Raw genomic sequence first — 25,141 nt, 5'->3', positions numbered from 1 at the left:
TTCTTTATAAAAATCTTCAATGTGGTTTTTGATTATTGTAGAAAAGTTTTTTACCCATAAACTATGTTTAAAAGAATAGTGTACGGGTATTTTATTTATAGAACATTAGTACACAAATCAATTAAGGAGTTGCTTAGAATGAGTAAGAAAATTGCAGTACTAGTAACAGATTTATTTGAAGATGTGGAATATACAGATCCAGCCAAAGCCTTTGAAGAAGAAGGCCATACGCTAACAAAAATCGATGTTAAAACAGGTGAAGTAACAGGTAAACAAGGCGAAACAACATTAACAATTGATAAAGCAATTGCGGATGTAAAACCAGAAGATTTTGACGCATTGTTTTTACCGGGAGGTTTCTCACCAGATATCTTACGTGCGGACGATCAAGTCGTAGCTTTCACAAAATCATTTATGGATGAAGGCAAACCGGTTATGGCTATCTGTCATGGACCACAGCTGCTAATCAATGCTGAAACATTAAAAGGACGTGACGTAACTGGTTTCAAATCAATTGCTATTGATTTGAAAAATGCAGGTGCAAACTTCCATGACAAAGAAGTGGTGGTATGCGGTAATCAACTAGTTACAAGCCGTACACCAGACGATATGGAAGCATTCGTACGTGAATCAGTAAATGTCTTAAAGTAAGTAAATAATATTAGTAAAACTTTCTGTAAAAGGTGATAACAGGGTGGTTTACCACTCTGCTGTCGCCTTTTTTGTATGTAACGATTTTGACGAGGAATTTACAGTTATATTACTGCATTGGATGAAGCGGTTTCTAAAAGAATATGAAAACCTTTTACTATCAATAGATAGAAGCCACGTAACACAATCGAAATATTTTTTACATAAATGAAAGTATAATTTTGGTAGCTTAAAAGACGTTGCGAGTTTCATAGTTTTCATGCAACAATGAGGGTGCATCACGAGATTGGCTTGCTACAAGCTTAGATGCGTTGCGGTTTTACAAAAAAACTTTATTATCACATAGGAGGATTTCAAACATGAAGAAAAGGTTTCGTATTGCCACTGTCGCAGGTGCCGTATCATTAGGATTACTAACAGCAGGACAAGCAAATGCAGCAGCTCCTGATTGCAACACTCCAAAACAAATTAACATTAAAGATGCTCAAGCAGCACAAAATATAAATGTAGATGAGCTATTAAAGAAATTTAACGCTCAAGGAAAATCTGCTCAAGCAGCAGCTCCACAACAAGAAACACAAGCACCAGAGCAAGCTGAAGCAGCTCCACAGGAACAAGCACAAGCACCAGAGCAAAGTGAAGAAGCAAAAGCTCCAGAGCAAACACAGCAAAACACAAAAGCTCAACAATCAGAAAATACTGATAAAGCAGAACAAACAAAAGATGCTAGTCAATTCGAACAAAAGGTCGTAGATTTAGTGAACCAAGAGCGTGAAAAACAAGGTTTAAAACCTCTAACACTTAACAAAAAATTAAGTGACGTTGCACGCACTAAATCAAAAGATATGATGGACAAAGGGTACTTTGACCACAATTCACCAACATATGGTTCACCATTTGATATGATGAAACAATTCGGCATTGAATATACAACTGCAGGTGAAAACATTGCAAAAGGTCAGCAATCTCCTGAAGATGTAATGAATGCTTGGATGAATAGTGACGGTCACCGCAAAAACATTCTAAACCCTGATTTCACTGAAATTGGTGTTGGATACGTAAAAGGTGATACTACGTACTGGACTCAACAATTTATCGGTAAGTAATACAAAAAGAGCAGGATATACCTGCTCTTTTTTGCGTTTTTAGCTGTCCAATTTGGGTATAGTAAAGTAAGAACACGTAAAGGAGTGCCTTAAATTGGGACGTATATTAAAAAAAATTCTAGTCGCTGTTTTTCCTATCCTTTTAAAAGAAGGATATCGTCATTATAAAAATCGTAAAACTCGAACTACGCCGTCTAAAGGATATAAATAAAAAGGACTCGAAAGAGTCCTTTTTATTTTATGCTTGAACGGTGATATGCTTAAATTCTTTTACGTTAAATAATCCTTTGTCGGTTAATTTTAGACATGGGATAACAGGCAAGCTTAAGAAAGATAATGTCAGCAGCGGGTTGAATTTCTGTGAAATATCAAGCTCATGAAGAGCCCCGTGAAGCTGCTTAAGTAAGCTGTTTACTTCATTGTAAGGGTGAGGTGACATTAATCCTCCAATGGAAAGAGGGAGGGAGCCAATCACTTCATTGCCTTTTACAATAACAATACCTCCGCCGATTTCTTCAATTGCCGCAATTGCTTTTGCTAAATCTTCATCATTTGTTCCTACGGCTACGATATTATGTGAATCATGAGCAATCGTGGTAGCAATCGCTCCGTCTTTTAACTGAAAACCTTTTACAATCCCAAGACCAATATTCCCTGTTAGATGATGACGCTCAACAACAGCCATTTTTAGCTGATCGTTTTCTACAGAAGACTGAAATTCGTTTTGCTTCACTTGAACTTCTTCTACAATATGATTTGTAATCAGGCTGTTTGGATTAATTTCAATAATATTAGCGCGATTGTGCTGAAGTGGTATCGTAAGTTTTTTAATGGAAAACTCTTTGAGATGAACAGAATTCATTAGTTCTGTTGGAAGATCAATTTGTTCTTCTTGAACAGAAAGCATCTCTCCATTTTCAGCAATAAGCTCTCCGTTTTGATAGACATGTGCTGCAGATATATCGGTTAAGTCGTCTAATAGAATAAAATCCGCTTTGTAACCAGGAGCAACCGCACCTCTATCTTTTAACCCGTAGCATTCAGCGGCATTTAACGAAGCCATTTGAATCGCAATTAGCGGATCCAGCCCGAGTTCAATAGCAAAACGAACATTGTAATCAATAGAACCTTCCGTTAATAAATCATCTAGGTGTTTGTCATCGGTACAGAATAAAAATCTGCGCGCGTTACGTTCATTTACAGCAGGTAATAGTTGTTTCAAATCTTTAGCAACAGAACCTTGGCGGATCAGAACATACATCCCGCGCTGAATACGCTCAATTGCTTCTTCTGCTGTTACGCATTCATGATCTGTTGAAATATCAGCGGTACGATAAATATTAACGCCCGTAGCATCTAGCCCTGAGCCGTGCCCATCAATTACACCGTTTGCATCGTTAGCTGCTTGTAATTTATCGAGCATATCGTCATCGCCATCTCGCACAGCAGGGAAATCCATCACTTCTGCTAATCCAAGCACGCGAGGGTGAGAGAAAAATGGCGCTAAGTCAGCTGCTTTTAAGACGGCTCCAGAGCTTTCAAAAGGAGTTGCCGGCACGCTTGAAGGTAAGTTCACAAATACGTCTAAAGGAATGGAATCCGAGTTTTGAAGCATAAACTCAATGCCAGATTTCCCTGAAACATTCGCAATTTCATGAGGGTCCGTTACGACAGTTGTGACGCCTCTAGGTACAAGAAGTTTTGAGAACTCTTTAGGTGTAACCATTGATGATTCAATGTGAACGTGTCCATCAATGAATGTAGGAGAAATGTATTTTCCTTTTGCATCCACGACGTTATTCCCATCGTATTGACCTATTCCAACAATCACTCCATCAGCAATCGCAATATCGGCTTCAATGATGGAAAGCGTAAAGACATCGATAATTTTCCCGTTTTTCACTACAAGATCTGCAGGTATTTTTTTATTGGCAACAGCAAGCTGTTTTTTTAAGGTTGTTTTTGTATTTGACATGAATGTGACTCCTCTCATTGTATAACTGAATAACAATGAAGGACTATGTAAGGGAGAACATAAAGAAGAATAAAAATGCAGTATGAATGATGTTCAACCCTCGTAGTCCAACTATTTACGGTAGTTCGGTAGAAACTCTTGGACCCTATTTCCAAGACTATACGAGCTTTAGGTATTTCGATACATTCTATAGACAAATAATAAAAACGTCAATTCCTAATAAAAAAGAAAGATTTTTGGGAATATTTCATCTATGTGTATGTAAACGATTTAACTCTTATTTGCTCGCTAAAAGGCGCAGCATTCATGTATAGAAAAAAATGTAGAAAAAACCGTCAATGGCTATTAGTCATTGACGGAGTTGTCATTAAGCTTGTTTACGCAGTGTACCTAATTCTTCCGCGATCGCTTGCATTTCACTTGGGCTAAAAGAATCTTTTCTCATTACCATATCGTATAAGTACTTTAAGTCTTCATACATTTCTTCGTCAAAAGCTTCAGCTTTAATTGCTCCGATATTTAGCATGCGCAGTTTTTCACTAATGCTATCGACCATATGTTTAATATTCTCTGGAGATTTTACTGATAAATCCACTTTGTTCATCCTTCCAGTTGCGTTTTTTTTATTGTAACATGTTTTTATCGTGTGAACACTTTTATGTCAGGTTCTTATCCACAGAAGAGTGGAAACGATATAAATAAAAGAAAACTATTTTTTAGTTTAAAAATGATTGTATATAATGTTTGTAATAAGGGAAAGGAGTCGAGACTATGATTAACGTATTATTCGTTTGTTTGGGAAATATTTGTCGTTCACCCATGGCAGAAGCGGTCTTTAAAGATATGGTGAAGAAAAAAGGGCTAGAAGGACAAATTCACGTAGATTCTGCAGGCACAGGAGGCTGGCACAAAGGCAATCCTCCTCATGAAGGAACGCAATCTATTTTAACGAGAAACAACATTGATTTTAAAGGGCAAACAGCAAGACAAGTGATTCAAGAGGATATAGCTAAATTCCATTATATTATTGGAATGGATGTCGAAAATGTAGGAAACCTGAGAAGGATGGCTGGACATACTAAAACAGGTTATATTGCAAGGCTTTTGGATTTTGTGCCCGATTTACATATTGAAGATGTGCCTGATCCTTATTTTACGGGAAATTTTGACGAAGTATATGACTTAGTTCAAGAAGGATGCAAGGCTCTTTTAGACGAAATTATAGAGAAGCATTTCTCGGAATAAGCGATACTTAAAAAATAAAAGCGGAGGAGAAACGACAAATGGGTAAACGAAATAAGCTAGTAGAAGGTATTGTCATTGGAGCAATTATAGGAGGAGCTGTTTCTTTATTTGATAAAGAAACAAGAAGCTCTGTCATTCAAGGAAGTAAAAAACTGAAAGACAAAACAACAACTCTTATTCAGCACCCTGAACTTGTAACGGATACTGTCAAAGAGAAATATGAAACCATCCGTACGACCATCGAGCAAGTTTCTGAAGATGTATCATTTGTAGCAGGAAAAGTAGAAAAGTTAAAAGAAACAACACCTCAGGTGATGGAAATTGTAAACGATACAAAAGAAGCATTTGTGGAGAAATATGGTGATGAACAAAAATAAATAAGGAGGCACATATGGCTGGAATGTACATAAATAACATCGTAAGGTTTGGCAAAGAACTGATGGGCCGCATTCATCGAGATGAGCTGCCTAGTTTATCAGCTGAATTGGCTTATTATCTGCTGCTCTCGCTATTTCCTTTTTTAATTTTCTTAATTACGCTGATTGGATTTTTGCCATTAGAATCAACAGACCTGCTTGACTTGGTCGAAAATGTAGCGCCACAGCAAACGCTGCACATGATTGAAAGCAACGTTTCCCATATCATTGGTTCTCATAATGAAAAGCTATTATCCTTTGGTATCATTGCCACGATGTGGTCTGCTTCAAATGGAATTAATGCGATCGTAAGAGCATTTAACCGAGCATATCACGTACAAGAAAATCGGCCTTTTTTAGTGGCGAGAGGTATGGCAGTTCTCCTTACTTTTGCGATGATATTTGTTATTATTGTAGCGCTTTTACTTCCTGTTTTCGGTCATATGATTGGCCTTTATTTATCGTCTACGTTTGGGTTTTCAGAAACTTTTCTCGCTTTATGGTCTGCTTCCCGCTGGATTATCAGCGGCCTCATTTTGTTTACTGTTTTTACGGGGTTATATTACTTTGCTCCTAATAAAAAACTGCTGATTCGAAATGTTGTAAAAGGAGCGGCTTTTGCTACGGTCGGATGGACAGTGGTATCGATGCTGTTTGCATATTACGTAAATCATTTCAATAACTATACAGCTACATATGGAAGCTTGGGCGGAATTATTATCCTGCTTATTTGGCTGTACCTATCGGGCATGATTATCGTTATTGGAGGAGAAATCAACGCTATTTTCTACGACCGTCGAGTCAAATCTTCATAGTCACAAATTGGGATGAAATCATTCGCAAGATATGAGCATACTAACAAAGTGAAAGGGAGGTTTTACATCATGACAAAGCATACAAAAAAAGACGGAAGCAATACAAAGCAAAATAAAAAGAGCCAGCCAAAGCATAAAACAAGCAACAGCCAAAATGGACAAAACGGTTACCATTAAGGCAGTGATTTCCATAATAAAAAGCCTAACAAATACGTTAGGCTTTTTTGCGTTAAGATTTTAGCAAGCGAAGGCCGTTTAAGATAACTAAAATGGTGCTGCCTTCGTGACCTATAACACCAAATGGCATATCAAGCACTTGGAAAAAATTCGAACAAATTAATAAAAAGATGACGGCAATAGAAAAAATAACGTTTTGCTTCACAATTGAGTTCATTCGTCTGGAAAGAGCTACTGCATCCGAAATTTTTGATAGATCATTTTTCATTAAAACGATATCGGCTGTTTCAAGTGCCACATCCGTTCCTTCTCCCATGGCTACTCCAACGTTAGCAGTAGCAAGAGCAGGTGCATCGTTAATGCCATCTCCCACCATTGAAACGGTAGGGAATTTTTCTTTTAACGCTTTAATTTTATCTACTTTCGCTTCAGGCAAACATTCTGCAATGTATTCATCGACTGCACACTCTTTTGAAATAGCTTCGGCTGTTTTTTCGCTGTCTCCTGTAATCATGACGGTATGAATGCCCTGCTCTTTAAGAGATTTAACAGCGTCTACAGCTTCTGTTCGTACAACGTCTTTTAGCGCAAGCAATCCCACAATACCATGCTGGTCTTTTGCGTACACAATCGTTTTTCCTTCACTGGCAAGTGTAGATGAAATCCCATTTTCAAATTCAGCTGCATCTTCTTTACCTACAAAATCTGCTTTTCCTATTTTCCACGTATCTCCTTGAAGAGACCCAATGACACCATATCCGGGAACGTCTTCAAGCGAATCTGGCTGAACAAGCGTCAATTCCTGCTTATTTTTCACAAAGTCAACAATAGATTGAGCAAGCGGATGATTGGACTGACGTTCAATTGATGCGATTTTAACAAGAAATTCCTGTTCGTTTATATCAGAACGGACAATGACATTTGTTACTTCTGGCTTTCCTTTTGTTAACGTTCCTGTTTTATCAAAAGCAATTGCGCTTAAATGGCTTAACCTTTCCAAATGCACGCCGCCTTTGAACAAAATTCCTTTTTTTGCTCCGTTTGAAATAGCAGACAGCGAAGCAGGGGTGATAGATGCAACCAGAGCGCAAGGAGACGCTACAACTAAGAGAATCATTGCACGGTAAAATGTCTCGGTCCAGCTCCATCCAAGCACATAGTGTGGGAGAAATAGCATAACTGCCACAACCGATAGAACAATTTTTACGTATGTGCCTTCAAATCGTTCAATAAACAATTGAGAAGGAGACTTTTCACTTTGAGCCGTTTGAACAAGTTGAATGATCTTTTGAAACAGCGTCTCAGCACTTGGCTTTGTCATTTTAATGGTAATGGCGCCTTTCACATTCACCGTGCCCGCGAATACTTCATCATCGAGCTGTTTTAGTACAGGAACAGATTCCCCTGTAATAGCAGCCTGATCAATCGTTGTTTGACCTGAGACAACAATCCCATCGGATGGCACTCGTTCACCCGGCTTAACTAACAGCAAGTCACCGATTTGTAAATCCGAAATGGATACAATTTCTTCTTGATCTCCAATCAGACGCGTTGCTTCTTGCGGCTGTAAATTCATCAAGGCGCTAATTTCTCGGTTGCTTTTATTCATGGTGTACGTTTCTAATGCACCGCTTAATGCAAAAATGAAAATAAGCATAGCACCTTCTGTCCAGTAGCCAATTACAGCCGCTCCAATGGCTGCAATAATCATTAACATTTCGACATTCAATTCTTTATTTTCAATCGTTTCTTCAATGCCTTCTTTTGCTTTAGCAAATCCGCCTATCACGTAAGCTAATACAAAGAGCGTAATAGATACAGCAGTATCCTGCTGTTTTGACAGCAGCCAGCCGGCTAAAATCAGCACGCCGCTTAACAGTGCAGCAATGAGTTCACCATGTGTTTTTAATCCGTTGACAGCAGAAGATGTTTGAGGCGTTTGTTCTTGTTTTTTAGGTAACGCATTTTCCATACAAATCCTCCTTAAACGATAATTGAGAAGAATAATCACAATCATTACCCCTAAAAAAACACGAAAGCTGCCATCTCAGCGATAGCAGCACATTTTTTCAGTTCTTCTCTTTTAAATTGGGATATTTAGTATAGTATAGCACGGAACAAGCAAGGAGGTAACGACTAACGCCTAAAAAATAAAAACAGAATGCAGCTGGACGTCTGCATTCTGTAAAAAACGTACTACATATCTAAATGTTCTTCATAATATTTATAAGCGGAAGTGTAAATGTACTCGATATCGGCATCCGTCATGTACATTAAGGTTTCACGGTCAATCCCCTTCATCGTTTCAATAAATGTAATCATGTTTTTGCGTTCTTGTCTGCTCATTTATTATTCTCCTCTCCATCTGTTTTAATACAGTTTATTATATTTAATTGTATTATATAACAGAAAAAGTATTTTGTGTGGATTTTTTTTAAAAATAGGCAAAAAAATTTAAAAAGACGTAAATAATTGACTATATAGAAAAAGGTGTTTTATAATTTATATATGAACATATGCTCATATACTTGCATATAATGAACGGAGAGATGTTATGAAAAAAGATGAACATTCGTTTTTATCGCCTCAAACAGTAGAAGAAGCGTCAAGAATACTAAAAGCTATTTCAGATCCTACGAGAATGAAAATTCTTTATTTGCTATTTCAAGAAGAGTGTTCAGTCGGTCATATGGTTGAAGTGCTTGGTGTTTCACAATCAGCTATTTCACATCAGTTAACTCACTTGCGTCATTTACGTTTAGTAAAATATCGCCGTGAAGGGAATACGTATTTCTATACGTACGATGATGAACACGTTGTTGGAATACTGCATCAAGTAATTCAGCACGTAGAATGCTCACATAACGAATAAAAGGAGGGGCTTTGCATGAGTCATGATCATCACCACCATCATGGTCACCATCACCATTTTGATACACAGCGTGAAGGCAACAAAAAAGGTCTGTTAATTGCACTCATTATCACCGCCGGTATTATGGTTCTTGAGTTTGTTGGAGGGCTTTTTACAAATAGTTTAGCGTTATTATCCGATAGCGGACACATGCTTTCTGATACAAGCTCACTTGCTCTTAGCCTTGTAGCGATATGGTTTGCTAACCGAGCTGCATCGGCTAAAAAAACGTACGGTTATTATCGTTTTGAAATATTAGCGGCTCTTTTTAACGGAGTGGCACTGTTTGTAATAGCAGGATTTATCATCTATGAAGCCTATCAGCGCGTATTAGAGCCGCAGTCTGTAGCAAGCGGCAGCATGATGCTGATTGCTACTGTTGGTTTACTCGCTAATTTAATCAGCGCATGGTCACTTATGAGACAAGGCGATGTAAAAGGAAATGTAAATTTACGCAGCGCTTACTTACACGTATTGGGAGATGCTTTAGGATCTATTGGAGCTATTGTAGCTGGACTTCTTATGATGCTGTTTGGATGGTATATTGCTGATCCTATTATTTCTGTAGTTGTGTCTGTATTAATTTTAAAAAGCGCTTGGGCCGTGCTTGCCCATAGCATTCATATTTTGATGGAAGGCTCTCCTGAAGGGGTAGATCACAGTGAAATAAAAAACCTTCTTGAAAACATTGAAGGAGTCAAAGATGTGCATGATTTACACATTTGGACGATTACTTCAGGACTGGACTCATTGAGCTGTCATATGCGCGTAGAAGATGAAAAAGATTGTCAGCAAATTTTGCAAAAAGCCATTGATTTAGTACATGATCACTGCGGCATTGAGCATACCACGATACAAATTGAAAAATCAGCTCTTCAGCATCGAACGCTAAAAGTTTAAAGAACGAGCGAGAACCTATAGGTTCTCGCTCGTTTTTTGTTGCATAGGCATCTTTTGTCCGAATACAAAAAGAATAATAAAAATAAAGCCAAGCATCCCGCTAATAATATTAAAAAAGCTGATATGGTGAAAGAACTGAATAAACGTGCCACCTATGTAAGGGCCGGCAAGGCTTCCGATACTAAAAGCAATGCCGCATAGTAAATTACCTGTAGGCAGTAGACGAGCAGGAATCAAATCCGTCATATAGCTGATTCCTAAACTAAACGTCGAGCCTACAACCATGCCAGCTATAAATAAACAAGCTACTAATGGAATAGCGGTCTCTTCCAAGAGACTTGCTGTAAAAAATGTAACGGCTCCAATGGATAAAATCCATCCTAATACCAATTTCCGTCCAAATTTATCGCTCAATATTCCGAGAGGAAGCTGAAATACAATAGCTCCAACTGCAAAGGAAGTCAGCAGCAGTGAAATAAACTCTACTTGCAAACCAATTCGTAAGCCATATACAGGAAAGCTTCCGTTCAGTGATGATTCTAAAAATCCATATCCAAAAGGCGGCAAAAAAGCAATCCAAGCATACTTAGCCGCCTTAGAAAATCGCTTAGCCGTTTCTTTTAACGAATTAACCTCCACTTCCTGTAGGGGAAATTCATTTTTTATCAAAAATAAAAACACCCATGTTATGAGGCAAAGAGCTGAAGAAATCATAAAAGGAAGCGCTTGGTTAATTTCAATTAACGGCGTCATTAAAGGGCCAACAGCAAAACCAATACCGAAAAAAAGCCCGTATAATGAAATGTTGCGACCTCGTTTATCAGCAGGTGAAGACGATGTAATCCACGTTTGAGTACCAAAGTGCAGCGCGTGATCTCCTATTCCAATAAATAAACGGAGCACAAACCAAAAAACAACAGATTTCCACAGGGGAAACAAAGCTAAAGATACAATAACTAAAAGTCCCCCTGCTGCGATAATGGGTTTATATCCGTATCTGCGAAGCGGCCCTTCCATGAAAGGAGAAATAAATAAAATACCTAGATACAATCCAGTTGCGTTTAATCCGTTTATAGTAGAAGAAAGACCATCTTTCTCAAAAATAATAGCGATTAAAGGCAGCAGCATACCTTGGCTGAATCCAGAAATAGCGACAAGGCTAACTAAAATCCAGAAACGTTGTTTATGAGTAGCACTCACAGCATTCAACCTCTTTTTATCTATATTTTGTCAATCCAACTGTTTAATCGTACAAGGAAAACGCTTTATTGACAAGGATGTAGACGTGCTGTGCTATTAATTTGACATCTTTTTATAAGGAAAGTAGAATAAAACATGTAAATAGTTACATGTTTTAATTTACAATTAAAAGGCGATCGCTAGAATACAAACAGTGCTTAAGAAAATAGCGACATTCACAATCAATGTCGGTACAACGAGTGTCATTGGTCATACAGGAAGTGCAAAATATAAACGCTTACACAACTGCGTTTTTCTAGGCACTGCTGTGAGACACTTAGATCGCGTTGTGTCAGACATATACGAAGTGTTATAAATCAAAGGAGCGATATAAAAATGGAAAAATTTATTGGGAATCATATGATTTACACATACGAAAACGGATGGGAATATGAAATTTATATCAAAAACGAAAATACAATCGATTACCGTATTCATAGCGGAATGGTGGCAGGACGATGGGTTCGCGACCAGAAAGTTGATATTGTGAAATTAACAGAAGGTGTATATAAAGTATCGTGGACTGAACCGACTGGAACAGATGTATCTTTGAACTTTATGCCTGATGAAAAACGGATGCACGGCATTATTTTCTTCCCAAAATGGGTACATGAACATCCTGAAATTACCGTGTGCTATCAAAATGATCATCTTGATTTAATGCATGAATCCCGTGAAAAATACGAAACATATCCTAAATACGTTGTACCCGAATTTGCTGACATTACATTTATCAAAAATGTCGGAGCGAATAATGAGGAAGTTATCGCTCAAGCGCCTTACGAAGGAATGACAAATGATATTCGCGCCGGAAAATTAATTTAACACAGAGTCATAAAAAAGACTGAGACAAAAGTATTTTAGCTGAAGGAAGATCCGAACGATGAATCGAGATTCTTGATGGAGAATCAAATTCGTTCGGATCTTTTTATGGTGATGGTGTAACAAGTATCCGTATTGAGAGTAGTTGGTTATATAAAAAGCGGTTTATAATGAAGTAAAGGAGTGAAGGAAATGGAATTTAACATGAAAAAAGAGGCGGGATTTACAACAAATCTTCCTTATGGAGAGCTACATATCGCCGGAGATGAAGAATATGGCTTTCGTCCGTATCAGCTAATGGTATCGTCCATTGCTGTTTGCAGCGGAGGCGTGTTAAGAAAGATTCTAGAGAAAAAAAGAATTGCTTTTTCTGATTTACGCATCCAAGCTGGCGTGACGCGAAATGATGAAAAAGCGGGGCGAATCGAAAAAATTCATTTGCACTATATCATTACAGGAGAAGAGCTTCCATTAGACAAAATTGAAAAATCAATTGAGCTAGCACGAAAAAATTGTTCAATGCTACAGTCGGTTATTGACAGTATTGAAGTGACAGAAACCTTCGAAATTAAATGAGGTTGGGACAAAAGTATTTTAGCTGAAGAAGTTCCGAACGATGAATCAAACTCGTTCGGATTTTTTAGGGTGTTGTTACAAGCGGTTCAGCTCTTTGCTCCCATTTGTTCGTCTTTAGATGGAATGGACTTAGCTACGTCTCAATCTCATATTTCCTTCGGTTTGCTGCCGGCTTTATCAAAATAGCGCATGCGTTCAGGAGTCAGCTGAAGAAGCAAATAATTTGGGTCATCTGGACTTTTAATCCACTCTTTTAACTTTTTATTCCAAAATTTCTTTTTTAACTCTTCGTTTGTTTCTACATTTACTTTGGCTTCTACCTCTACATACGGATCACTCCAACCTTGCCCATCATAGCCTAACAAAATATGAACGTAAGGGTTTTTTTCTAGTTCTTCGACTTTATGGGTATCTTTATTGGTGGCGGTGTAGAGCACAAGATCTTCATGAAAAAACATCATAAAGCGTGAATACGGTTTTCCATCTTGAATTGTAGCTAACGTTCCAATTGTATAGTCATCCAGTACGGATAAAATTTGATTTTTCACATCATTATTGCTCATTTTTTCACTCCTTATTATATCTTTTTACCCTTGGTAGTTTGGCTGATTTTTAACTATCTTAATCAAAAATCAATTAAGGGTTTATCATTTATAAAAATAGGTTAAAAATACTAACATTGACGGTGAGTCTATACAAATTCCATTAATTTGATATGATTGATTTTGTTGTCAAAAAATGAATAAGGTAGGTGTACATATCGATGATCAATCGGATTTTTCTTATAGCGGTTATTCTTGGGGTGCCGCTATCTGTTATTGGGCACATGATGCACTGGTCAGATGTTCTTATGTTTATTATTTACTGTTTAACAATCATTGCCCTCGCAGCTTTTATGGGGAGAGCAACAGAGAGTTTAGCTGTTGTAGCTGGTCCTCGAATAGGCGGACTATTAAACGCTACGTTTGGTAACGCTGTAGAATTAATTATTTCTATTTTTGCTCTAAAAGAAGGTCTTACAGCGGTGGTGCTTGCATCGTTAACCGGTTCTGTATTAGGAAACCTCCTTCTTGTAGGCGGTCTTTCATTCTTCATTGGGGGATTAAAATTTAAGCGTCAAGAATTTAATGTCTATGATGCAAGACATAATTCTGGATTATTGATCTTTGCCGTTATCGTTGCGTTTGTTATTCCTGAAGTGTTTGCTAGTGAAATGGACGAAGCGAAGACCATGTCCCTGAGTGTCGGAATCTCCATTATTCTCATCATCTTGTACTTAGCAGCGTTATTTTTTAAGCTGGTAACGCACCGAGGGGTGTATCAGCATAAAAGTGAAGAAGTGGAAGAACATGAGGAGCCAGAATGGTCAATGTGGAAAGCGATTACTGTTCTCTTTTTGTCTACGTTAGCTGTAGCTTACGTATCCGAAAGCTTGGTTAGTACAATCGAAATTGTATCGGAAAGTTTTGGGTGGAGTGAGCTGTTCATCGGGGTCATCATTGTAGCGATTGTTGGAAACGCAGCAGAGCACGCTTCGGCTATTATTATGGCCGTTAAAAACCGCATGGGTGTAGCTGTTGAAATTGCTGTTGGATCCACTTTACAAGTCGCGATGTTTGTAGCACCGATATTAGTGTTAGTTTCGCTGATGTTCGAAAACCAAATGTCTCTTGTCTTTACTTGGCCTGAGTTGATTGCGATGGTAACGGCCGTATTTTTAACTATTGCTATTTCTAATGACGGAGATACAAACTGGTTCGAAGGTGCAACTCTTTTAGGTGCTTATATTATTATGGGAATTGGTTTTTATCTTATTTAAAAAAGAAGAGGCTGGAACAAACCTGTTTTAGTTGAAGGAAGAATCCGAACGATTAATCGTTCGGATTCTTTTTGTGTAAGTGAATAGAAGAATTTCCCTTTTGGTATTCAGGATAAAACAGGAGATGTTTGAAAAAACTATGGTTGCATTCATTAACGATGTTGAAAGGAGTTTCTAGATGTTACGTAAATTGCTTTTATTTGTGTTTACCATCATTATTTCATTTTCATGTTCAACGAAGATCGCCATTGCGAAAACAGCTCAGCCTACCATCAACGTGCCTTCTTCAGCTTTAAATATTTCAAAAGAAAATACGTATCCAAATGCTAGTCAAGATACGCCATATTTGCAGCCGAGTGAGTTTACAAAAGAGCTCATTGAAACATCAAATGTAAAAATTGAAAACCCTGATTTAATTCGTATATTAAATGAATCAAACATTTCTAAAACTCCATGGGCAATTGGTTTTAGAGCAACCGTCTTTTTAGGACAGTGGCCATTAAATTACGAATCAACAGAAACAAACGTTAACTGGCAACACCAGCGAATCAATACAAATCATTATGATAACAGAGCAGGAAAAAATCAGTACAAAATGATGTACAGCCAGGAAAATCAAAGTCATGTAAAAGGCGGATTAACAGCAAAAGTGCCTCAGCCTGATCATGTGAAACAAATGATGCTAATTGAAGCAGCTAAAAAAACAAAGCTCACTTTATCATTTCAAACGTTTGTAGGTGCCGGAACGAAAAAAGACCAGGTCTATAACGTAGCTCCTAAAAAAGTAGGTTATCTGTATGCGTATACGCCTGCTGTAAGTGAAAAGGGAAAAGTAACATATGGAGAAGTGTATGTTACAGTAAAAGGCAGCAAGCGCTCAATTGTGGTGAGAAATGTAACGTCTCAAGGAATTGGAGCATGGATTCCAGTACAAGATTATGTTTCCTTAAGCTTTGGGGCTTACGATCAGCCGAGATAATAAAAAAGAGATTCCAGTGGTGGAATCTCTTTTTGTTATTTTGTGATATTCGCTTGGAGTTTGCTAAAATCAGTATCTTGATAATAGCTGTTTTTCACCAAAATATTAGGTCCTAAACAAGACACTGCTGAACAATGACAGCTAAGTTCTTTAGAAATCGTGCTTTGCTGCCACATATCAAAAGCGTCTGTAAGCTTTGTATCTTGAATGTTGCCAAGAGGAGGCGTATCACCAAAATCCGTTACGATAATATCTCCGTCGAAAATATTTACATTTAGGCGAGAGCGCCCGTCTGGATCGTTTCGAACGGTTACATTTTTACTGCTATACAAGCGCTGTAAAAGCGATAAGTCTTCCTCATTATTACTGCATGCATAAAACGGCAGCGTGCCGAATAGCATCCACACATTTTCATCTCGAATATCAAGAAGGTGATGAATAGCTTGACGCATTTCAGGAAGAGATAATGTTTCTAGAGTGCTGGCAAAGTCACTTGGATACATAGGGTGTACTTCGTGACGCTGACAAAGCATTTCATCAACAATTTGACGATGAATCTTTTCCATATGAGGAAGCGTACGTTTATTTAACATCGTTTCAGCTGATACGGTTACACCTGCTTTTACAAGCGCGCGGCTGTTTTCAATCATACGGTCGAAATATTTGGCGCGCTGCTCATAAGTAGGCTTTCGCTCCATCATTGCAAAGCCAGCTTCCACAAAGTCGTCCATCGTTCCCCAGTTGTGAGAAATATGTAAAACATCTAAATAAGGAATGATTTGTTCGTAACGAGCAAGATCTAATGTTAAATTTGAATTAATCTGTGTACGGACACCTCGTTCATGTGCATACTTTAATAAAGGCACCACATAATTTTTCACAGAAGATAGAGACATCATCGGCTCTCCACCCGTAATGCTTAACGCTCGAAGAGTTGGAATTTCATCGAGACGTTTTAAAATTAAATCAAGCGGCAGTGCGTTTGGGTCTTTTGGCTGCAGCGTATATCCAACTGCGCAGTGCTCACATCGCATATTACAAAGCGTCGTTGTGGTAAATTCAACGTTTGTAAGCGTCGGTTTGCCATATTGTTTCATATCTAAATACGCTTCCCACGGATCGAACTCCGGGGTAATTCGTTGTAAAGTGGCCATAAAAAAACTCCTTTTATTTTTCCGTAAAGTGAAATGATGATGAAAACATCTCACGGTCCGTCCTGCTAGACTAAATTATACGTCTCATTCAAAACGGACACCAGTGACTATTATGGATTTTATTGCTTTTAGTTGTCAAATATGAAAGTATTCGTTAGGATATAAAGAAATACGAATGAAAAGCTATATCAGGAGGGTTTAAAATGGGAAACGCCGTTCGAGATAAAGATTCACAAGTACGTTATTTAAAAGATCGTTTAAATATGTTTGTACACGTATTAGACTCCATGGAGCCTGAAAACACAGACCTAGAAGACATTGATCGTTTGATTACAATGATTGATGACCTCGAAGCAAAATGTGAGCAGTTTAAAAAAGATAAAGAATGAACAAAGGAAAAAGCGCTAGAAAAACTAGCGCTTTTTTGCTTGAAGTGGAAATCCTCCTATAAAGGTCTTTCGAAACAATTTTTGAAGGAGTATAATAAATTTTGAAAGTTGTACGACAGATAGATAAATACATACATTAGCGGGATATGGGAGGAATTAAGTGATGATTGAAGCTTTAAAACAAAGCATGTACGATTTAATTGTTGAAACATCTACAAAATTGCCAAAAGACGTTCGGCGTGCTATCGCAAAGGCAAAAGCGCGTGAAAATGCAGGAACGCGTGCAGCAATGTCTTTAGCGACCATTACCAATAATATTAAGATGGCGGATGATAATTTATCGCCAATTTGTCAAGATACGGGTATGCCAACATTTAAAATTAAAACCCCTGTAGGAGTGAATCAGCTTCAAATTAAAGAAGCGATTTATTGGGCAATTGAAGAAGCAACAAAGCACGGAAAGCTTCGCCCTAACTCCGTAGATTCGTTAACGGGAGAAAACAGTGGTAATAATTTAGGCGGCGGCACGCCGGTTATTAAGTTTGAGCAGTGGGAAAATGACTATATTGATGCGCGTCTTATTCTAAAAGGCGGCGGCTGTGAAAATAAAAACATTCAGTACAGCCTGCCTTGTGAAGTAGAAGGTTTAGGTAGAGCTGGCCGTGATTTAGACGGCATTCGTAAATGTGTGATGCACTCTGTGTATCAAGCACAAGGTCAAGGCTGTAGTGCCGGCGTGATTGGTGTTGGAATCGGTGGCGACCGTACAACAGGCTATGAATTAGCAAAAGAGCAGCTGTTCCGAAACTTAGATGACGAAAATCCAAATGCTCAGCTGAAAGAATTAGAAGAGTATGTAATGGAAAATGCTAATAAGTTAGGAATCGGCACGATGGGTTTTGGCGGAGAAACGACATTACTTGGCTGTAAAGTCGGCGTAATCAATCGTATTCCTGCTAGCTTCTATGTGTCAGTTGCGTATAATTGCTGGGCTTACCGCCGCTTAGGTATTAAAATCAACGCCGATACAGGAAGTGTTCAAGAGTGGCTGTATCAAGAAGGCGAAGAAGTAGATTTTAATAAAAATGCAGGCGCCGAAGAGAAGCAAAATGCGGATGAAACAAAAGAAGTTGTATTACAAGCACCTATTACAGAAGAGCAAATTCGTGAATTAAAAGTTGGCGACGTGGTGCGCATCAACGGTATGATGTATACAGGACGCGACGCTATCCATAAACATTTAACAGATCACGATGCACCAATTGATTTAAATGGACAAATCATTTATCACTGTGGTCCGGTTATGTTAAAGGACGAAGACGAAAAATGGCACGTAACCGCTGCAGGACCAACAACAAGTATCCGTGAAGAACCTTACCAAGGGGATATTATGAAGAAATTTGGCATCCGCGCGGTTATCGGTAAAGGCGGTATGGGTCCTAAAACGCTTGCTGCTCTTCAAGAGCATGGCGGTGTATACTTAAATGCGATCGGAGGAGCTGCACAGTACTATGCTGATTGTATCAAGAGCGTAGAAGGCGTTGATTTGATGCAGTTTGGTATTCCTGAAGCAATGTGGCATTTAAAAGTAGAAGGCTTTACAGCTGTAGTGACGATGGATTCACATGGAAACAGCTTGCATGCAGATGTAGATAAGTCTTCATTTGAAAAGCTTGAGCAATTTAAAGAACCGGTATTTAAATAAACATACATCAAAAGCGTATGGTAAAAAGTAACGTTCATGAACGAGGAAATTGAGTGGATACTAAGCGTAAAATGACTTCCGAAAGGAGCTTCTTATGCGCCGGTTCACCTTTTTTCTCGTTTTTTTATTCGTGATGTCAATAGGCATAGCATCTGTTGAAGCACAAATGTATCCAAACAATCCGATCAGCTGGGGATTTCAAAAAAGTAAAAATCACAAGCCCGCATCCGCAGGTACAGCTTATGAACAAATTCTTGCTAAGTATGATGCTTTTTACCTCGGAGATACAAATAAAAAAAATATTTACTTAACGTTTGATAATGGTTATGAAAATGGTTATACACCGCAGGTATTAGACGTGCTCAAAAAAAGAAAGGTTCCTGCCACATTCTTTGTAACAGGACACTATTTAAAAGAAGAGCCTAAGCTTATTAAGCGAATGGTAAAAGAAGGGCATATTGTCGGGAATCATTCATGGCATCACCCTGACTTAACTCAAGTGGATGACGCACGTTTTAAAGAGGAATTGCAAAAAGTAAAAGATGAATACAAGAATATTACTGGTCGTGATGAAATGAAATACCTTCGCTCACCTAGAGGGGTATTTAGTGAACGAACGCTAGCTCTTTCAAAGCAAGAGGGCTATACGAATGTATTTTGGTCACTTGCATTCGTTGACTGGAAAGTGAATGAACAAAAAGGCTGGCGCTACTCATACGACAATATGATGGCTCAAATACATCCAGGTGCAATCATGCTTTTGCATACCGTTTCAAAGGATAACGCAGATGCGTTAGATCAAGCGATTGTGGATTTAAAAAAGCAGGGCTATACGTTTAAAAGTATTGATGATTTAATGAACGAACGCAAACAAATGAAGAAAAGTCCTTCTAAAACGAAATAAAGATAAAAACCGATGGGAATGTTTCTCCTGTCGGTTTTTTGCTGTTGAAGTGTTATAATATGCGTTGATGTCTTTTTTAAAGCGATACGGTCTACTAGGTTTTAAGCAGATAAAGACCGTTAATAACTATATAAAGAATTTAAACTAATCGGAGTTGGTCTCATGAATAAACCAAAAACTGAAATGAAAGTTCAAAAAGGACAAACGTTTCCGTTGACGATAAAAAGACTCGGTATTAATGGAGAAGGCGTAGGATATTTTAAGCGCCAAGTCGTCTTCGTGCCGGGAGCATTACCAAATGAAGAAGTGGTTGTAGAAGCAACAAATGTCCAGCATAAGTTTGCGGAAGGGAAAATCAAGCGAATTCGCAAAAAATCTCCTCATCGCGTAGATGCGCCCTGTCCTATTTACGAACAGTGCGGAGGCTGTCAGCTTCAGCACTTATCCTATGAAGGTCAGCTAGAATCGAAGCGTGATATTGTTCTGCAAGCGTTCGAACGTCACAGTTCATTAAAAAAAGTAGAGGAAAAAACACGCCAAACAATTGGCATGGAAAATCCTTGGGGCTATCGTAATAAATCACAATTCCAAGTAGGTGTGGATAAACAAAAAGTCATCGCTGGTTTGTATGGACTGAACTCTCATCGACTGATTGACATTGAAAACTGTCCTATTCAGCATGGAGCCACGAATCACGTGACAAAAGAAATAAAACGAATTTTACAAGATCTTCAAATTCCTATCTACAATGAACGCAAACGCCGTGGTATTGTACGTACCATCGTATCTCGAGTAGGCTTTGAAACGGGTGAAGTGCAAATTGTCTTGATTACGGCTAAAAAAGACATTCCGAAAAAAGAGCTGCTGATTAAAGAAATTCAGCGCCGCCTACCGGAAGTGAAATCACTCGTACAAAACGTAAACGGTCAAAAAACATCGCTTATTTTTGGAGACGAAACGTTTACACTTGCTGGAAAGTCGGTGATTCAAGAAACGTTAGGAGATATCTCGTTCGAACTTTCAGCGCGTGCATTCTTCCAGTTGAATCCTCTTCAAACCGTGAAGCTATACGACGAAGTAAAAAAAGCAGCTGCGCTAACAGGCAGTGAAAAAATTGTAGATGCTTACTGCGGAGTAGGGACAATTGGCTTATGGCTTGCTAAAGATGCCAAAGAAATTCGCGGAATGGATACGATTGAAGAATCGATTGTAGACGCAAGAAAAAATGCCCAAGATCATGGGTTTGAGCATGCTACGTACGTAACGGGTCCGGCTGAGAAATGGATGCCGCAGTGGGTAAAAGAAGGCTGGAAGCCAGACGTTATCGTCGTTGATCCGCCGCGAACAGGCTGTGATGACAAGCTTCTAAAAACGATTTTACAAGTGAAGCCAAAGAAAGTGGTTTACGTTTCTTGTAATCCATCCACATTAGCCAAAGATGTGCAGCAGCTGTCGAAGGCTTATCATGTTGATTACATTCAGCCTGTTGATATGTTCCCTCATACGGCGCACGTGGAGAATGTGGTGAGTTTGACGTTAAAGAAATGAATAGAAAAAGAGTAAAGGGCAGATTTGATTCTGCTCTTTTTTCTTTGAGCTGTACTCTTATTAATGGAGAAAGGTGTTAAAATTCCACATCTGTTCTTTTAGTGTAAAAAATATCTTAGTATAGTGAGATGAAATTCTCATAAAGTCTAGTCTTGGAAAGTGTTACATCGCTAAAGAGAGATTACATAAGAGGGTTAATGCCTTTAATATAAACTATAATGACGTCTTTTATACAAATAATAAACGCAAACTCTATCCCAAAACCCAAACCTTTAACCACCTCGATAATACTATAGTAATAAAACTACTAAAAAGTATGTACAAAGGAGCAGAGGTCAGATGGACTCAATGTTTTTAAAAGGGCTTACGGGAGAAGTGGTAACGCCAAAAGATCCCATTTATGAGGAGGCTCGTCAGGAATGGAATCGCGCTGTTAATAAATTTCCGCTTGTGATTGTGTACTGTGAAAAAAAGCAGGATGTTGTGAATGCGATCCGCTGGGCGCGCAAGCATCGTGTTGAGATTCGTATTCGATCTGGCGGTCATCATTATGAAGGATATTCTACAGGTGACTGTGTAGTAGTCATTGATATTAGTCGATTAAATAGGTTGAAATTAGATAAAAAACGGAACATTTTAAAGATGGAAGCAGGAGCGAAAAATACGGAAGTGTATGATTTCATCGGTTCGAACGGATATGTGTTTCCAGGAGGAACGTGTCCGACTGTTGGCGTGTCGGGCTTTACGCTCGGAGGAGGCTGGGGACTTTCGAGCAGACTTTACGGGTTAGGATGCGACAGCTTGATAGAGCTAGAATTAGTCAATTATGAAGGAAGGCTCATCAAAGCAAACGAATCGTGTAAAGCTGATCTTTTTTGGGCATGCCGCGGTGCCGGTGGCGGTAACTTTGGCGTTGTAGTAAGCATGACGTTTCAGCTTCCAAAGCCAACGAACAACTCTGTGACGCTCGTTCGATTCTTTTATGTAGGTACTACAAAAGAAAAGCAGACACAAGTGATGAATATATGGCAAAACTGGCTGCCCGAACTGGACAAACGTATGACGCTAGTTGCAAGCTTTTATAATGCAGAAGGAGAAGGGTTAGGCATATTTGCAAACGGATTCTTTTACGGCTCCCCAGAAAGAGCTCGGAAGATTTTGCAGCCTTTTGCAGAAGTAGAAGGGTTTCGAGTAGAGCTGGAATCATTATCTTTTCTTGAAGCGGTAAAAAAAATAGAAGCAACCTATCCTCCGTCTGAAAAATTTAAGTCAACGGGAAGATTTGTGCACAGAAGCTATTCACGTGGTGAGCTTGAAAATCTTACAGATCTCATACAGCGTCCGGCAGAAGGGTCCGTTTATGCCGCGATTTCTCTTTATGCACTAGGAGGAGAAATCCGCAGTGTTGGTAAAAGAGAAACGGCTTTTTTCTACAGAAACGCCAGATATATTATGGGGTTTCAGTCTGTATGGACAGAAGATGCATTTGCAAGAGCAAACAGAGATTGGCTTCGCAAGCGATTTGAATATATTAAAAGTATTACGATAGGCTCCTATGTGAATTTCCCTATCAGTAACCTTAGAAACTACGAGCATGAGTATTTTGGAGAAAACGCAGAGAGATTAGAAAGAGTGAACAAAAAGTACGATCCGTTTAATGTGTTCAGGTTCGCGCAAGGACTCAGGTAGCGTGAGGAAAAGGATACTAAGTTGACGATTGAAAATGTTCGATTACCTTTTTTCGAAGAAGGTAAATAAATGAAAGTAATCTTTCCTGTTGACAAAGTATCCAACTGGTATTAGAATAAACAACTATTCGACAGTCATTCTATTGATTGAAAAATTTAATACGTAGAAAGCTATGATTGCTATGGATCACACTATAGCAGGAGCAGCTTCTGGAGAGATCGCGATAGTTTCGCGACGCCGAAGGGTTCACAATCTCAGGCAAAAGGACAGAAGAGTACCGGATATTTATTTGGCATGTTACTAATTGGTAGCATGTACTTTAATATTTGTTATTCTTATGACCATGAGATTGGAGCGCATCCAATCTCTTTTTTTATTGGACTTTATTTGTAGTCCGCACGATCGCATCAAAGGTTTTATTGTTAGGAGGAGTTAGAGTTGGAACAACGAGAATTAAAGAGGGATTTATCCAATCGTCATGTTCAGCTAATTGCGATTGGGGGAACCATTGGTACGGGCTTGTTTTTAGGTTCTGGTAAAGCAATACAGCTTGCAGGTCCCTCTATCATCTTTGCTTATTTAATTGTTGGTATTGCGCTTTTTTTTGTGATGAGAGCGCTAGGAGAACTACTGCTGTCTAAAGCAGGTTATCAATCGTTAACTGATATTGCTGAAGAGTATCTTGGACCATGGGCGTCATTTGTAACGGGATGGACCTACTGGTTTTGCTGGATTATGACAGCTATGGCTGATGTGATTGCAGTTGGCGTATATGTGAAATATTGGTTCAATATTCCTCAGTGGATTCCGGCACTTATTTGTGTAATCATTTTATTAGGTCTTAACTTATTAACCGTAAAATTATTTGGAGAATTAGAGTTTTGGTTTGCTTTAATAAAGGTTATTACGATTCTTGCATTAATTATTATTGGCGTTATTTTGCTGGTAATGGGATTTAAAACAGATGCGGGATCTGTTACTGTTCAAAACCTTTGGAATCATGGAGGGCTGTTTCCAAATGGGGTTTCAGGTTTCTTACTTTCATTCCAAATGGTTATATTTGCATACGTCGGGGTTGAATTGGTAGGGGTATCGGCAGCAGAAACATCAAACCCCCAAAAAAATATTCCATCGGCCATTAATAAAATTCCGCTGCGAATCTTATTTTTCTATGTTGGAGCGCTTATCGTTCTGTTGTTTATTAACCCGTGGATGGAATTAAATGCAGCAGAAAGCCCATTTGTTAAAACCTTTAGTTTAGTCGGAATTCCGCTTGCTGCTGGAATTATTAATTTTGTTGTACTAACTTCAGCCGCTTCTGCCTGTAATAGCGGAATGTTTTCAACAAGCCGTATCTTATATAATTTAAGTAAAAATAACCAAGGGCCATCTAAGTTTGCAAAACTGAACAAAAACCACGTACCAAGCAACGGATTGTTCGTATCTACGCTGGTCATCTCAGCGGGAGCTCTTTTAAGCAAGCTTATACCAGACCAAGCTTTCGGCATCGTCACGACCATTAGCGCTATTTGTTTTATTTGGGTGTGGAGTATCATTCTCATTTGCCATCTAAGGTATAAAAAGACGCGTCCGCAGCTGCATGCAGCATCAGTATTCAAAGCACCGTTAACACCATTCATAAACTATGTTGTGTTAGCTTTGTTTGCGGTGATTCTTGTTATTATGCTGTTTTCTGACGCGACGCGCCCAGCCTTATTGTTGACGCCCGTTTGGTTTATTCTCTTATTTATTTTTTACTGGACTAGAAGGAAAAAGAAAATAAATCTTTAAAGGCTAGAAAATCAGCAGGGAACAAACATGATTTTTTATAAAAGAATATAGTAAATTTCTGACCTCATCACTCCGTGATGAGGTCTTTTTAGTGGAGAATAAATAATTGATTTCTCCTGCATGAATAAAATGCAGGAAGCAAAGTTTATAGAAGAAAACTAAAAATTTGTTCTAACAGAAAACACAGTGAGAAAGCTCGTAGTTTTCTGATAGGAATGTAGAACAAATTGCTTTTCTTCTGTGTCTAAAGATGGAATTCCGTCATTTATATGGAAAAGTTTTCATTTTGCAGTACAATGGAGGTAGACTTCATTAGATTAAGGTGAACAA

At 38.5% G+C, this 25,141-nt stretch carries 24 protein-coding genes and 2 riboswitches; of the genes, 17 read left to right on the top strand and 7 right to left on the bottom strand.

All coding sequences use genetic code 11. The features are described 5' to 3' along the window. Nucleotides 1–138 precede the first annotated feature (138 nt). Both ACFX4G_RS19900 and ACFX4G_RS19895 read left to right on the top strand, forming a co-directional pair. On the top strand, nucleotides 139–651 hold the full coding sequence (locus ACFX4G_RS19900; protein WP_013081517.1) for a type 1 glutamine amidotransferase domain-containing protein: 513 nt from the start codon (nucleotides 139–141) through the stop codon (nucleotides 649–651). Nucleotides 652–1,010: 359 nt separating this feature from the next. Beyond that, nucleotides 1,011–1,757, top strand: coding sequence for a CAP domain-containing protein (locus ACFX4G_RS19895; RefSeq protein WP_377576386.1), 747 nt, complete (start codon nucleotides 1,011–1,013; stop codon nucleotides 1,755–1,757). Between the two features lie 238 nt (nucleotides 1,758–1,995). Here ACFX4G_RS19895 and ade read toward each other — a convergent pair whose 3' ends face one another. Both ade and ACFX4G_RS19885 read right to left on the bottom strand, forming a co-directional pair. Beyond that, a complete protein-coding gene (gene ade / locus ACFX4G_RS19890) occupies nucleotides 1,996–3,732 on the bottom strand; it encodes an adenine deaminase (RefSeq protein ID WP_043975688.1) in 1,737 nt (578 codons plus the stop codon). 83 nt (nucleotides 3,733–3,815) lie between these two features. Further along, nucleotides 3,816–3,917: riboswitch (purine riboswitch) on the bottom strand. 182 nt (nucleotides 3,918–4,099) lie between these two features. Next, entirely contained in the window at nucleotides 4,100–4,327 is a 228-nt protein-coding gene (locus ACFX4G_RS19885; RefSeq protein WP_013055127.1) for a DUF1128 domain-containing protein, read from the bottom strand. 176 nt (nucleotides 4,328–4,503) lie between these two features. Here ACFX4G_RS19885 and ACFX4G_RS19880 point away from each other — a divergent pair, with 176 nt between their 5' ends. Genes ACFX4G_RS19880 through ACFX4G_RS19870 form a run of 3 tightly spaced genes read left to right on the top strand, consistent with a single transcriptional unit; the run spans nucleotide 4,504 to nucleotide 6,208 of the window. Next, entirely contained in the window at nucleotides 4,504–4,977 is a 474-nt protein-coding gene (locus ACFX4G_RS19880) for a low molecular weight protein-tyrosine-phosphatase (RefSeq protein ID WP_043975685.1), read from the top strand. Between the two features lie 38 nt (nucleotides 4,978–5,015). After that, nucleotides 5,016–5,354: a hypothetical protein gene (locus ACFX4G_RS19875; RefSeq protein ID WP_013055129.1), complete on the top strand. Its 339-nt coding sequence runs from the start codon at nucleotides 5,016–5,018 to the stop codon at nucleotides 5,352–5,354. Between the two features lie 14 nt (nucleotides 5,355–5,368). Further along, nucleotides 5,369–6,208: a YihY/virulence factor BrkB family protein gene (locus ACFX4G_RS19870; protein ID WP_013081521.1), complete on the top strand. Its 840-nt coding sequence runs from the start codon at nucleotides 5,369–5,371 to the stop codon at nucleotides 6,206–6,208. A 229-nt stretch (nucleotides 6,209–6,437) separates the two neighbouring features. Here ACFX4G_RS19870 and ACFX4G_RS19865 read toward each other — a convergent pair whose 3' ends face one another. Next, on the bottom strand, nucleotides 6,438–8,357 hold the full coding sequence (locus ACFX4G_RS19865; protein ID WP_043975683.1) for a heavy metal translocating P-type ATPase: 1,920 nt from the start codon (nucleotides 8,355–8,357) through the stop codon (nucleotides 6,438–6,440). Nucleotides 8,358–8,581: 224 nt separating this feature from the next. Next, nucleotides 8,582–8,731 (bottom strand): BH0509 family protein, encoded by a 150-nt coding sequence (locus ACFX4G_RS19860; RefSeq protein ID WP_340448534.1) that lies wholly within the window; start codon nucleotides 8,729–8,731, stop codon nucleotides 8,582–8,584. Nucleotides 8,732–8,939: 208 nt separating this feature from the next. On the opposite strand from ACFX4G_RS19860, the gene ACFX4G_RS19855 reads away from it, so the two are divergent. Together ACFX4G_RS19855 and ACFX4G_RS19850 are read left to right on the top strand one after the other, a co-directional pair. After that, nucleotides 8,940–9,257 carry an ArsR/SmtB family transcription factor gene (locus ACFX4G_RS19855; protein WP_097824770.1) on the top strand — a complete coding sequence of 106 codons (318 nt, stop codon included), beginning with the start codon at nucleotides 8,940–8,942 and terminating at the stop codon, nucleotides 9,255–9,257. 15 nt (nucleotides 9,258–9,272) lie between these two features. Beyond that, nucleotides 9,273–10,196: a cation diffusion facilitator family transporter gene (locus tag ACFX4G_RS19850; RefSeq protein WP_043975671.1), complete on the top strand. Its 924-nt coding sequence runs from the start codon at nucleotides 9,273–9,275 to the stop codon at nucleotides 10,194–10,196. Between the two features lie 15 nt (nucleotides 10,197–10,211). Here the strand turns inward: ACFX4G_RS19850 and ACFX4G_RS19845 are convergent, their stop codons facing one another. Beyond that, complete coding sequence (locus ACFX4G_RS19845; protein WP_013081525.1) at nucleotides 10,212–11,396, bottom strand: MFS transporter; 1,185 nt, start codon at nucleotides 11,394–11,396, stop codon at nucleotides 10,212–10,214. 375 nt (nucleotides 11,397–11,771) lie between these two features. Here ACFX4G_RS19845 and ACFX4G_RS19840 point away from each other — a divergent pair, with 375 nt between their 5' ends. Next, nucleotides 11,772–12,260 (top strand): phenolic acid decarboxylase, encoded by a 489-nt coding sequence (locus ACFX4G_RS19840; RefSeq protein ID WP_043975666.1) that lies wholly within the window; start codon nucleotides 11,772–11,774, stop codon nucleotides 12,258–12,260. 189 nt (nucleotides 12,261–12,449) lie between these two features. Next, on the top strand, nucleotides 12,450–12,833 hold the full coding sequence (locus ACFX4G_RS19835; protein ID WP_016762854.1) for an OsmC family protein: 384 nt from the start codon (nucleotides 12,450–12,452) through the stop codon (nucleotides 12,831–12,833). Between the two features lie 146 nt (nucleotides 12,834–12,979). Here the strand turns inward: ACFX4G_RS19835 and ACFX4G_RS19830 are convergent, their stop codons facing one another. Next, nucleotides 12,980–13,396: a pyridoxamine 5'-phosphate oxidase family protein gene (locus ACFX4G_RS19830; RefSeq protein ID WP_043975663.1), complete on the bottom strand. Its 417-nt coding sequence runs from the start codon at nucleotides 13,394–13,396 to the stop codon at nucleotides 12,980–12,982. 200 nt (nucleotides 13,397–13,596) lie between these two features. Between ACFX4G_RS19830 and cax the strand changes: the two genes are divergently transcribed. Further along, entirely contained in the window at nucleotides 13,597–14,652 is a 1,056-nt protein-coding gene (gene cax / locus ACFX4G_RS19825) for a calcium/proton exchanger (RefSeq protein WP_016762856.1), read from the top strand. Nucleotides 14,653–14,830: 178 nt separating this feature from the next. Further along, nucleotides 14,831–15,631 carry a YfkD famly protein gene (locus ACFX4G_RS19820; RefSeq protein WP_043977853.1) on the top strand — a complete coding sequence of 267 codons (801 nt, stop codon included), beginning with the start codon at nucleotides 14,831–14,833 and terminating at the stop codon, nucleotides 15,629–15,631. A 35-nt stretch (nucleotides 15,632–15,666) separates the two neighbouring features. On the opposite strand, the gene yfkAB is transcribed toward ACFX4G_RS19820, so the two are convergent. Then, nucleotides 15,667–16,785, bottom strand: coding sequence for a radical SAM/CxCxxxxC motif protein YfkAB (gene yfkAB, locus ACFX4G_RS19815; protein ID WP_028410133.1), 1,119 nt, complete (start codon nucleotides 16,783–16,785; stop codon nucleotides 15,667–15,669). A 203-nt stretch (nucleotides 16,786–16,988) separates the two neighbouring features. Here yfkAB and ACFX4G_RS19810 point away from each other — a divergent pair, with 203 nt between their 5' ends. From ACFX4G_RS19810 to ACFX4G_RS19785, 6 genes are all read left to right on the top strand, one after another. Continuing rightward, a complete protein-coding gene (locus ACFX4G_RS19810; protein WP_013081532.1) occupies nucleotides 16,989–17,174 on the top strand; it encodes an SE1561 family protein in 186 nt (61 codons plus the stop codon). A gap of 163 nt (nucleotides 17,175–17,337) precedes the next feature. Continuing rightward, the gene (locus tag ACFX4G_RS19805) at nucleotides 17,338–18,879 is read left to right on the top strand and encodes a fumarate hydratase (protein ID WP_016762857.1); all 1,542 of its coding nucleotides are present in this window, start codon (nucleotides 17,338–17,340) and stop codon (nucleotides 18,877–18,879) included. 94 nt (nucleotides 18,880–18,973) lie between these two features. Beyond that, entirely contained in the window at nucleotides 18,974–19,783 is an 810-nt protein-coding gene (pdaA, locus tag ACFX4G_RS19800) for a delta-lactam-biosynthetic de-N-acetylase (protein ID WP_043977856.1), read from the top strand. Nucleotides 19,784–19,945: 162 nt separating this feature from the next. Further along, a complete protein-coding gene (gene rlmD, locus ACFX4G_RS19795) occupies nucleotides 19,946–21,331 on the top strand; it encodes a 23S rRNA (uracil(1939)-C(5))-methyltransferase RlmD (protein WP_377570462.1) in 1,386 nt (461 codons plus the stop codon). Between the two features lie 339 nt (nucleotides 21,332–21,670). Then, on the top strand, nucleotides 21,671–23,020 hold the full coding sequence (locus ACFX4G_RS19790) for an FAD-binding oxidoreductase (RefSeq protein ID WP_237075126.1): 1,350 nt from the start codon (nucleotides 21,671–21,673) through the stop codon (nucleotides 23,018–23,020). Nucleotides 23,021–23,219: 199 nt separating this feature from the next. Beyond that, nucleotides 23,220–23,300, top strand: a riboswitch (glycine riboswitch). Nucleotides 23,301–23,458: 158 nt separating this feature from the next. Further along, nucleotides 23,459–24,811 carry an amino acid permease gene (locus tag ACFX4G_RS19785; RefSeq protein ID WP_237075127.1) on the top strand — a complete coding sequence of 451 codons (1,353 nt, stop codon included), beginning with the start codon at nucleotides 23,459–23,461 and terminating at the stop codon, nucleotides 24,809–24,811. The last annotated feature ends 330 nt before the right edge of the window (nucleotides 24,812–25,141 follow it).

The organism is Priestia sp. YIM B13486 (assembly GCF_042787865.1).
Taxonomy (GTDB): domain Bacteria; phylum Bacillota; class Bacilli; order Bacillales; family Bacillaceae_H; genus Priestia; species Priestia megaterium.
Note: the sequence above shows the minus strand (reverse complement) of the source record. Positions and strands in the feature narration are given on the sequence as shown.

What these genes read in the sequence shown, in the direction of transcription:
- ACFX4G_RS19900 (WP_013081517.1), top strand. Translation starts at nt 139, where the DNA reads ATGAGTAAGAAAATTGCAGTACTAGTAACAGATTTATTTGAAGATGTG.
- ACFX4G_RS19895 (WP_377576386.1), top strand. Translation starts at nt 1,011, where the DNA reads ATGAAGAAAAGGTTTCGTATTGCCACTGTCGCAGGTGCCGTATCATTA.
- ade (WP_043975688.1), bottom strand. Translation starts at nt 3,732, where the DNA reads ATGTCAAATACAAAAACAACCTTAAAAAAACAGCTTGCTGTTGCCAAT.
- ACFX4G_RS19880 (WP_043975685.1), top strand. Translation starts at nt 4,504, where the DNA reads ATGATTAACGTATTATTCGTTTGTTTGGGAAATATTTGTCGTTCACCC.
- ACFX4G_RS19875 (WP_013055129.1), top strand. Translation starts at nt 5,016, where the DNA reads ATGGGTAAACGAAATAAGCTAGTAGAAGGTATTGTCATTGGAGCAATT.
- ACFX4G_RS19870 (WP_013081521.1), top strand. Translation starts at nt 5,369, where the DNA reads ATGGCTGGAATGTACATAAATAACATCGTAAGGTTTGGCAAAGAACTG.
- ACFX4G_RS19865 (WP_043975683.1), bottom strand. Translation starts at nt 8,357, where the DNA reads ATGGAAAATGCGTTACCTAAAAAACAAGAACAAACGCCTCAAACATCT.
- ACFX4G_RS19860 (WP_340448534.1), bottom strand. Translation starts at nt 8,731, where the DNA reads ATGAGCAGACAAGAACGCAAAAACATGATTACATTTATTGAAACGATG.
- ACFX4G_RS19855 (WP_097824770.1), top strand. Translation starts at nt 8,940, where the DNA reads ATGAAAAAAGATGAACATTCGTTTTTATCGCCTCAAACAGTAGAAGAA.
- ACFX4G_RS19850 (WP_043975671.1), top strand. Translation starts at nt 9,273, where the DNA reads ATGAGTCATGATCATCACCACCATCATGGTCACCATCACCATTTTGAT.
- ACFX4G_RS19840 (WP_043975666.1), top strand. Translation starts at nt 11,772, where the DNA reads ATGGAAAAATTTATTGGGAATCATATGATTTACACATACGAAAACGGA.
- ACFX4G_RS19835 (WP_016762854.1), top strand. Translation starts at nt 12,450, where the DNA reads ATGGAATTTAACATGAAAAAAGAGGCGGGATTTACAACAAATCTTCCT.
- ACFX4G_RS19830 (WP_043975663.1), bottom strand. Translation starts at nt 13,396, where the DNA reads ATGAGCAATAATGATGTGAAAAATCAAATTTTATCCGTACTGGATGAC.
- cax (WP_016762856.1), top strand. Translation starts at nt 13,597, where the DNA reads ATGATCAATCGGATTTTTCTTATAGCGGTTATTCTTGGGGTGCCGCTA.
- ACFX4G_RS19820 (WP_043977853.1), top strand. Translation starts at nt 14,831, where the DNA reads ATGTTACGTAAATTGCTTTTATTTGTGTTTACCATCATTATTTCATTT.
- yfkAB (WP_028410133.1), bottom strand. Translation starts at nt 16,785, where the DNA reads ATGGCCACTTTACAACGAATTACCCCGGAGTTCGATCCGTGGGAAGCG.
- ACFX4G_RS19810 (WP_013081532.1), top strand. Translation starts at nt 16,989, where the DNA reads ATGGGAAACGCCGTTCGAGATAAAGATTCACAAGTACGTTATTTAAAA.
- ACFX4G_RS19805 (WP_016762857.1), top strand. Translation starts at nt 17,338, where the DNA reads ATGATTGAAGCTTTAAAACAAAGCATGTACGATTTAATTGTTGAAACA.
- pdaA (WP_043977856.1), top strand. Translation starts at nt 18,974, where the DNA reads ATGCGCCGGTTCACCTTTTTTCTCGTTTTTTTATTCGTGATGTCAATA.
- rlmD (WP_377570462.1), top strand. Translation starts at nt 19,946, where the DNA reads ATGAATAAACCAAAAACTGAAATGAAAGTTCAAAAAGGACAAACGTTT.
- ACFX4G_RS19790 (WP_237075126.1), top strand. Translation starts at nt 21,671, where the DNA reads ATGGACTCAATGTTTTTAAAAGGGCTTACGGGAGAAGTGGTAACGCCA.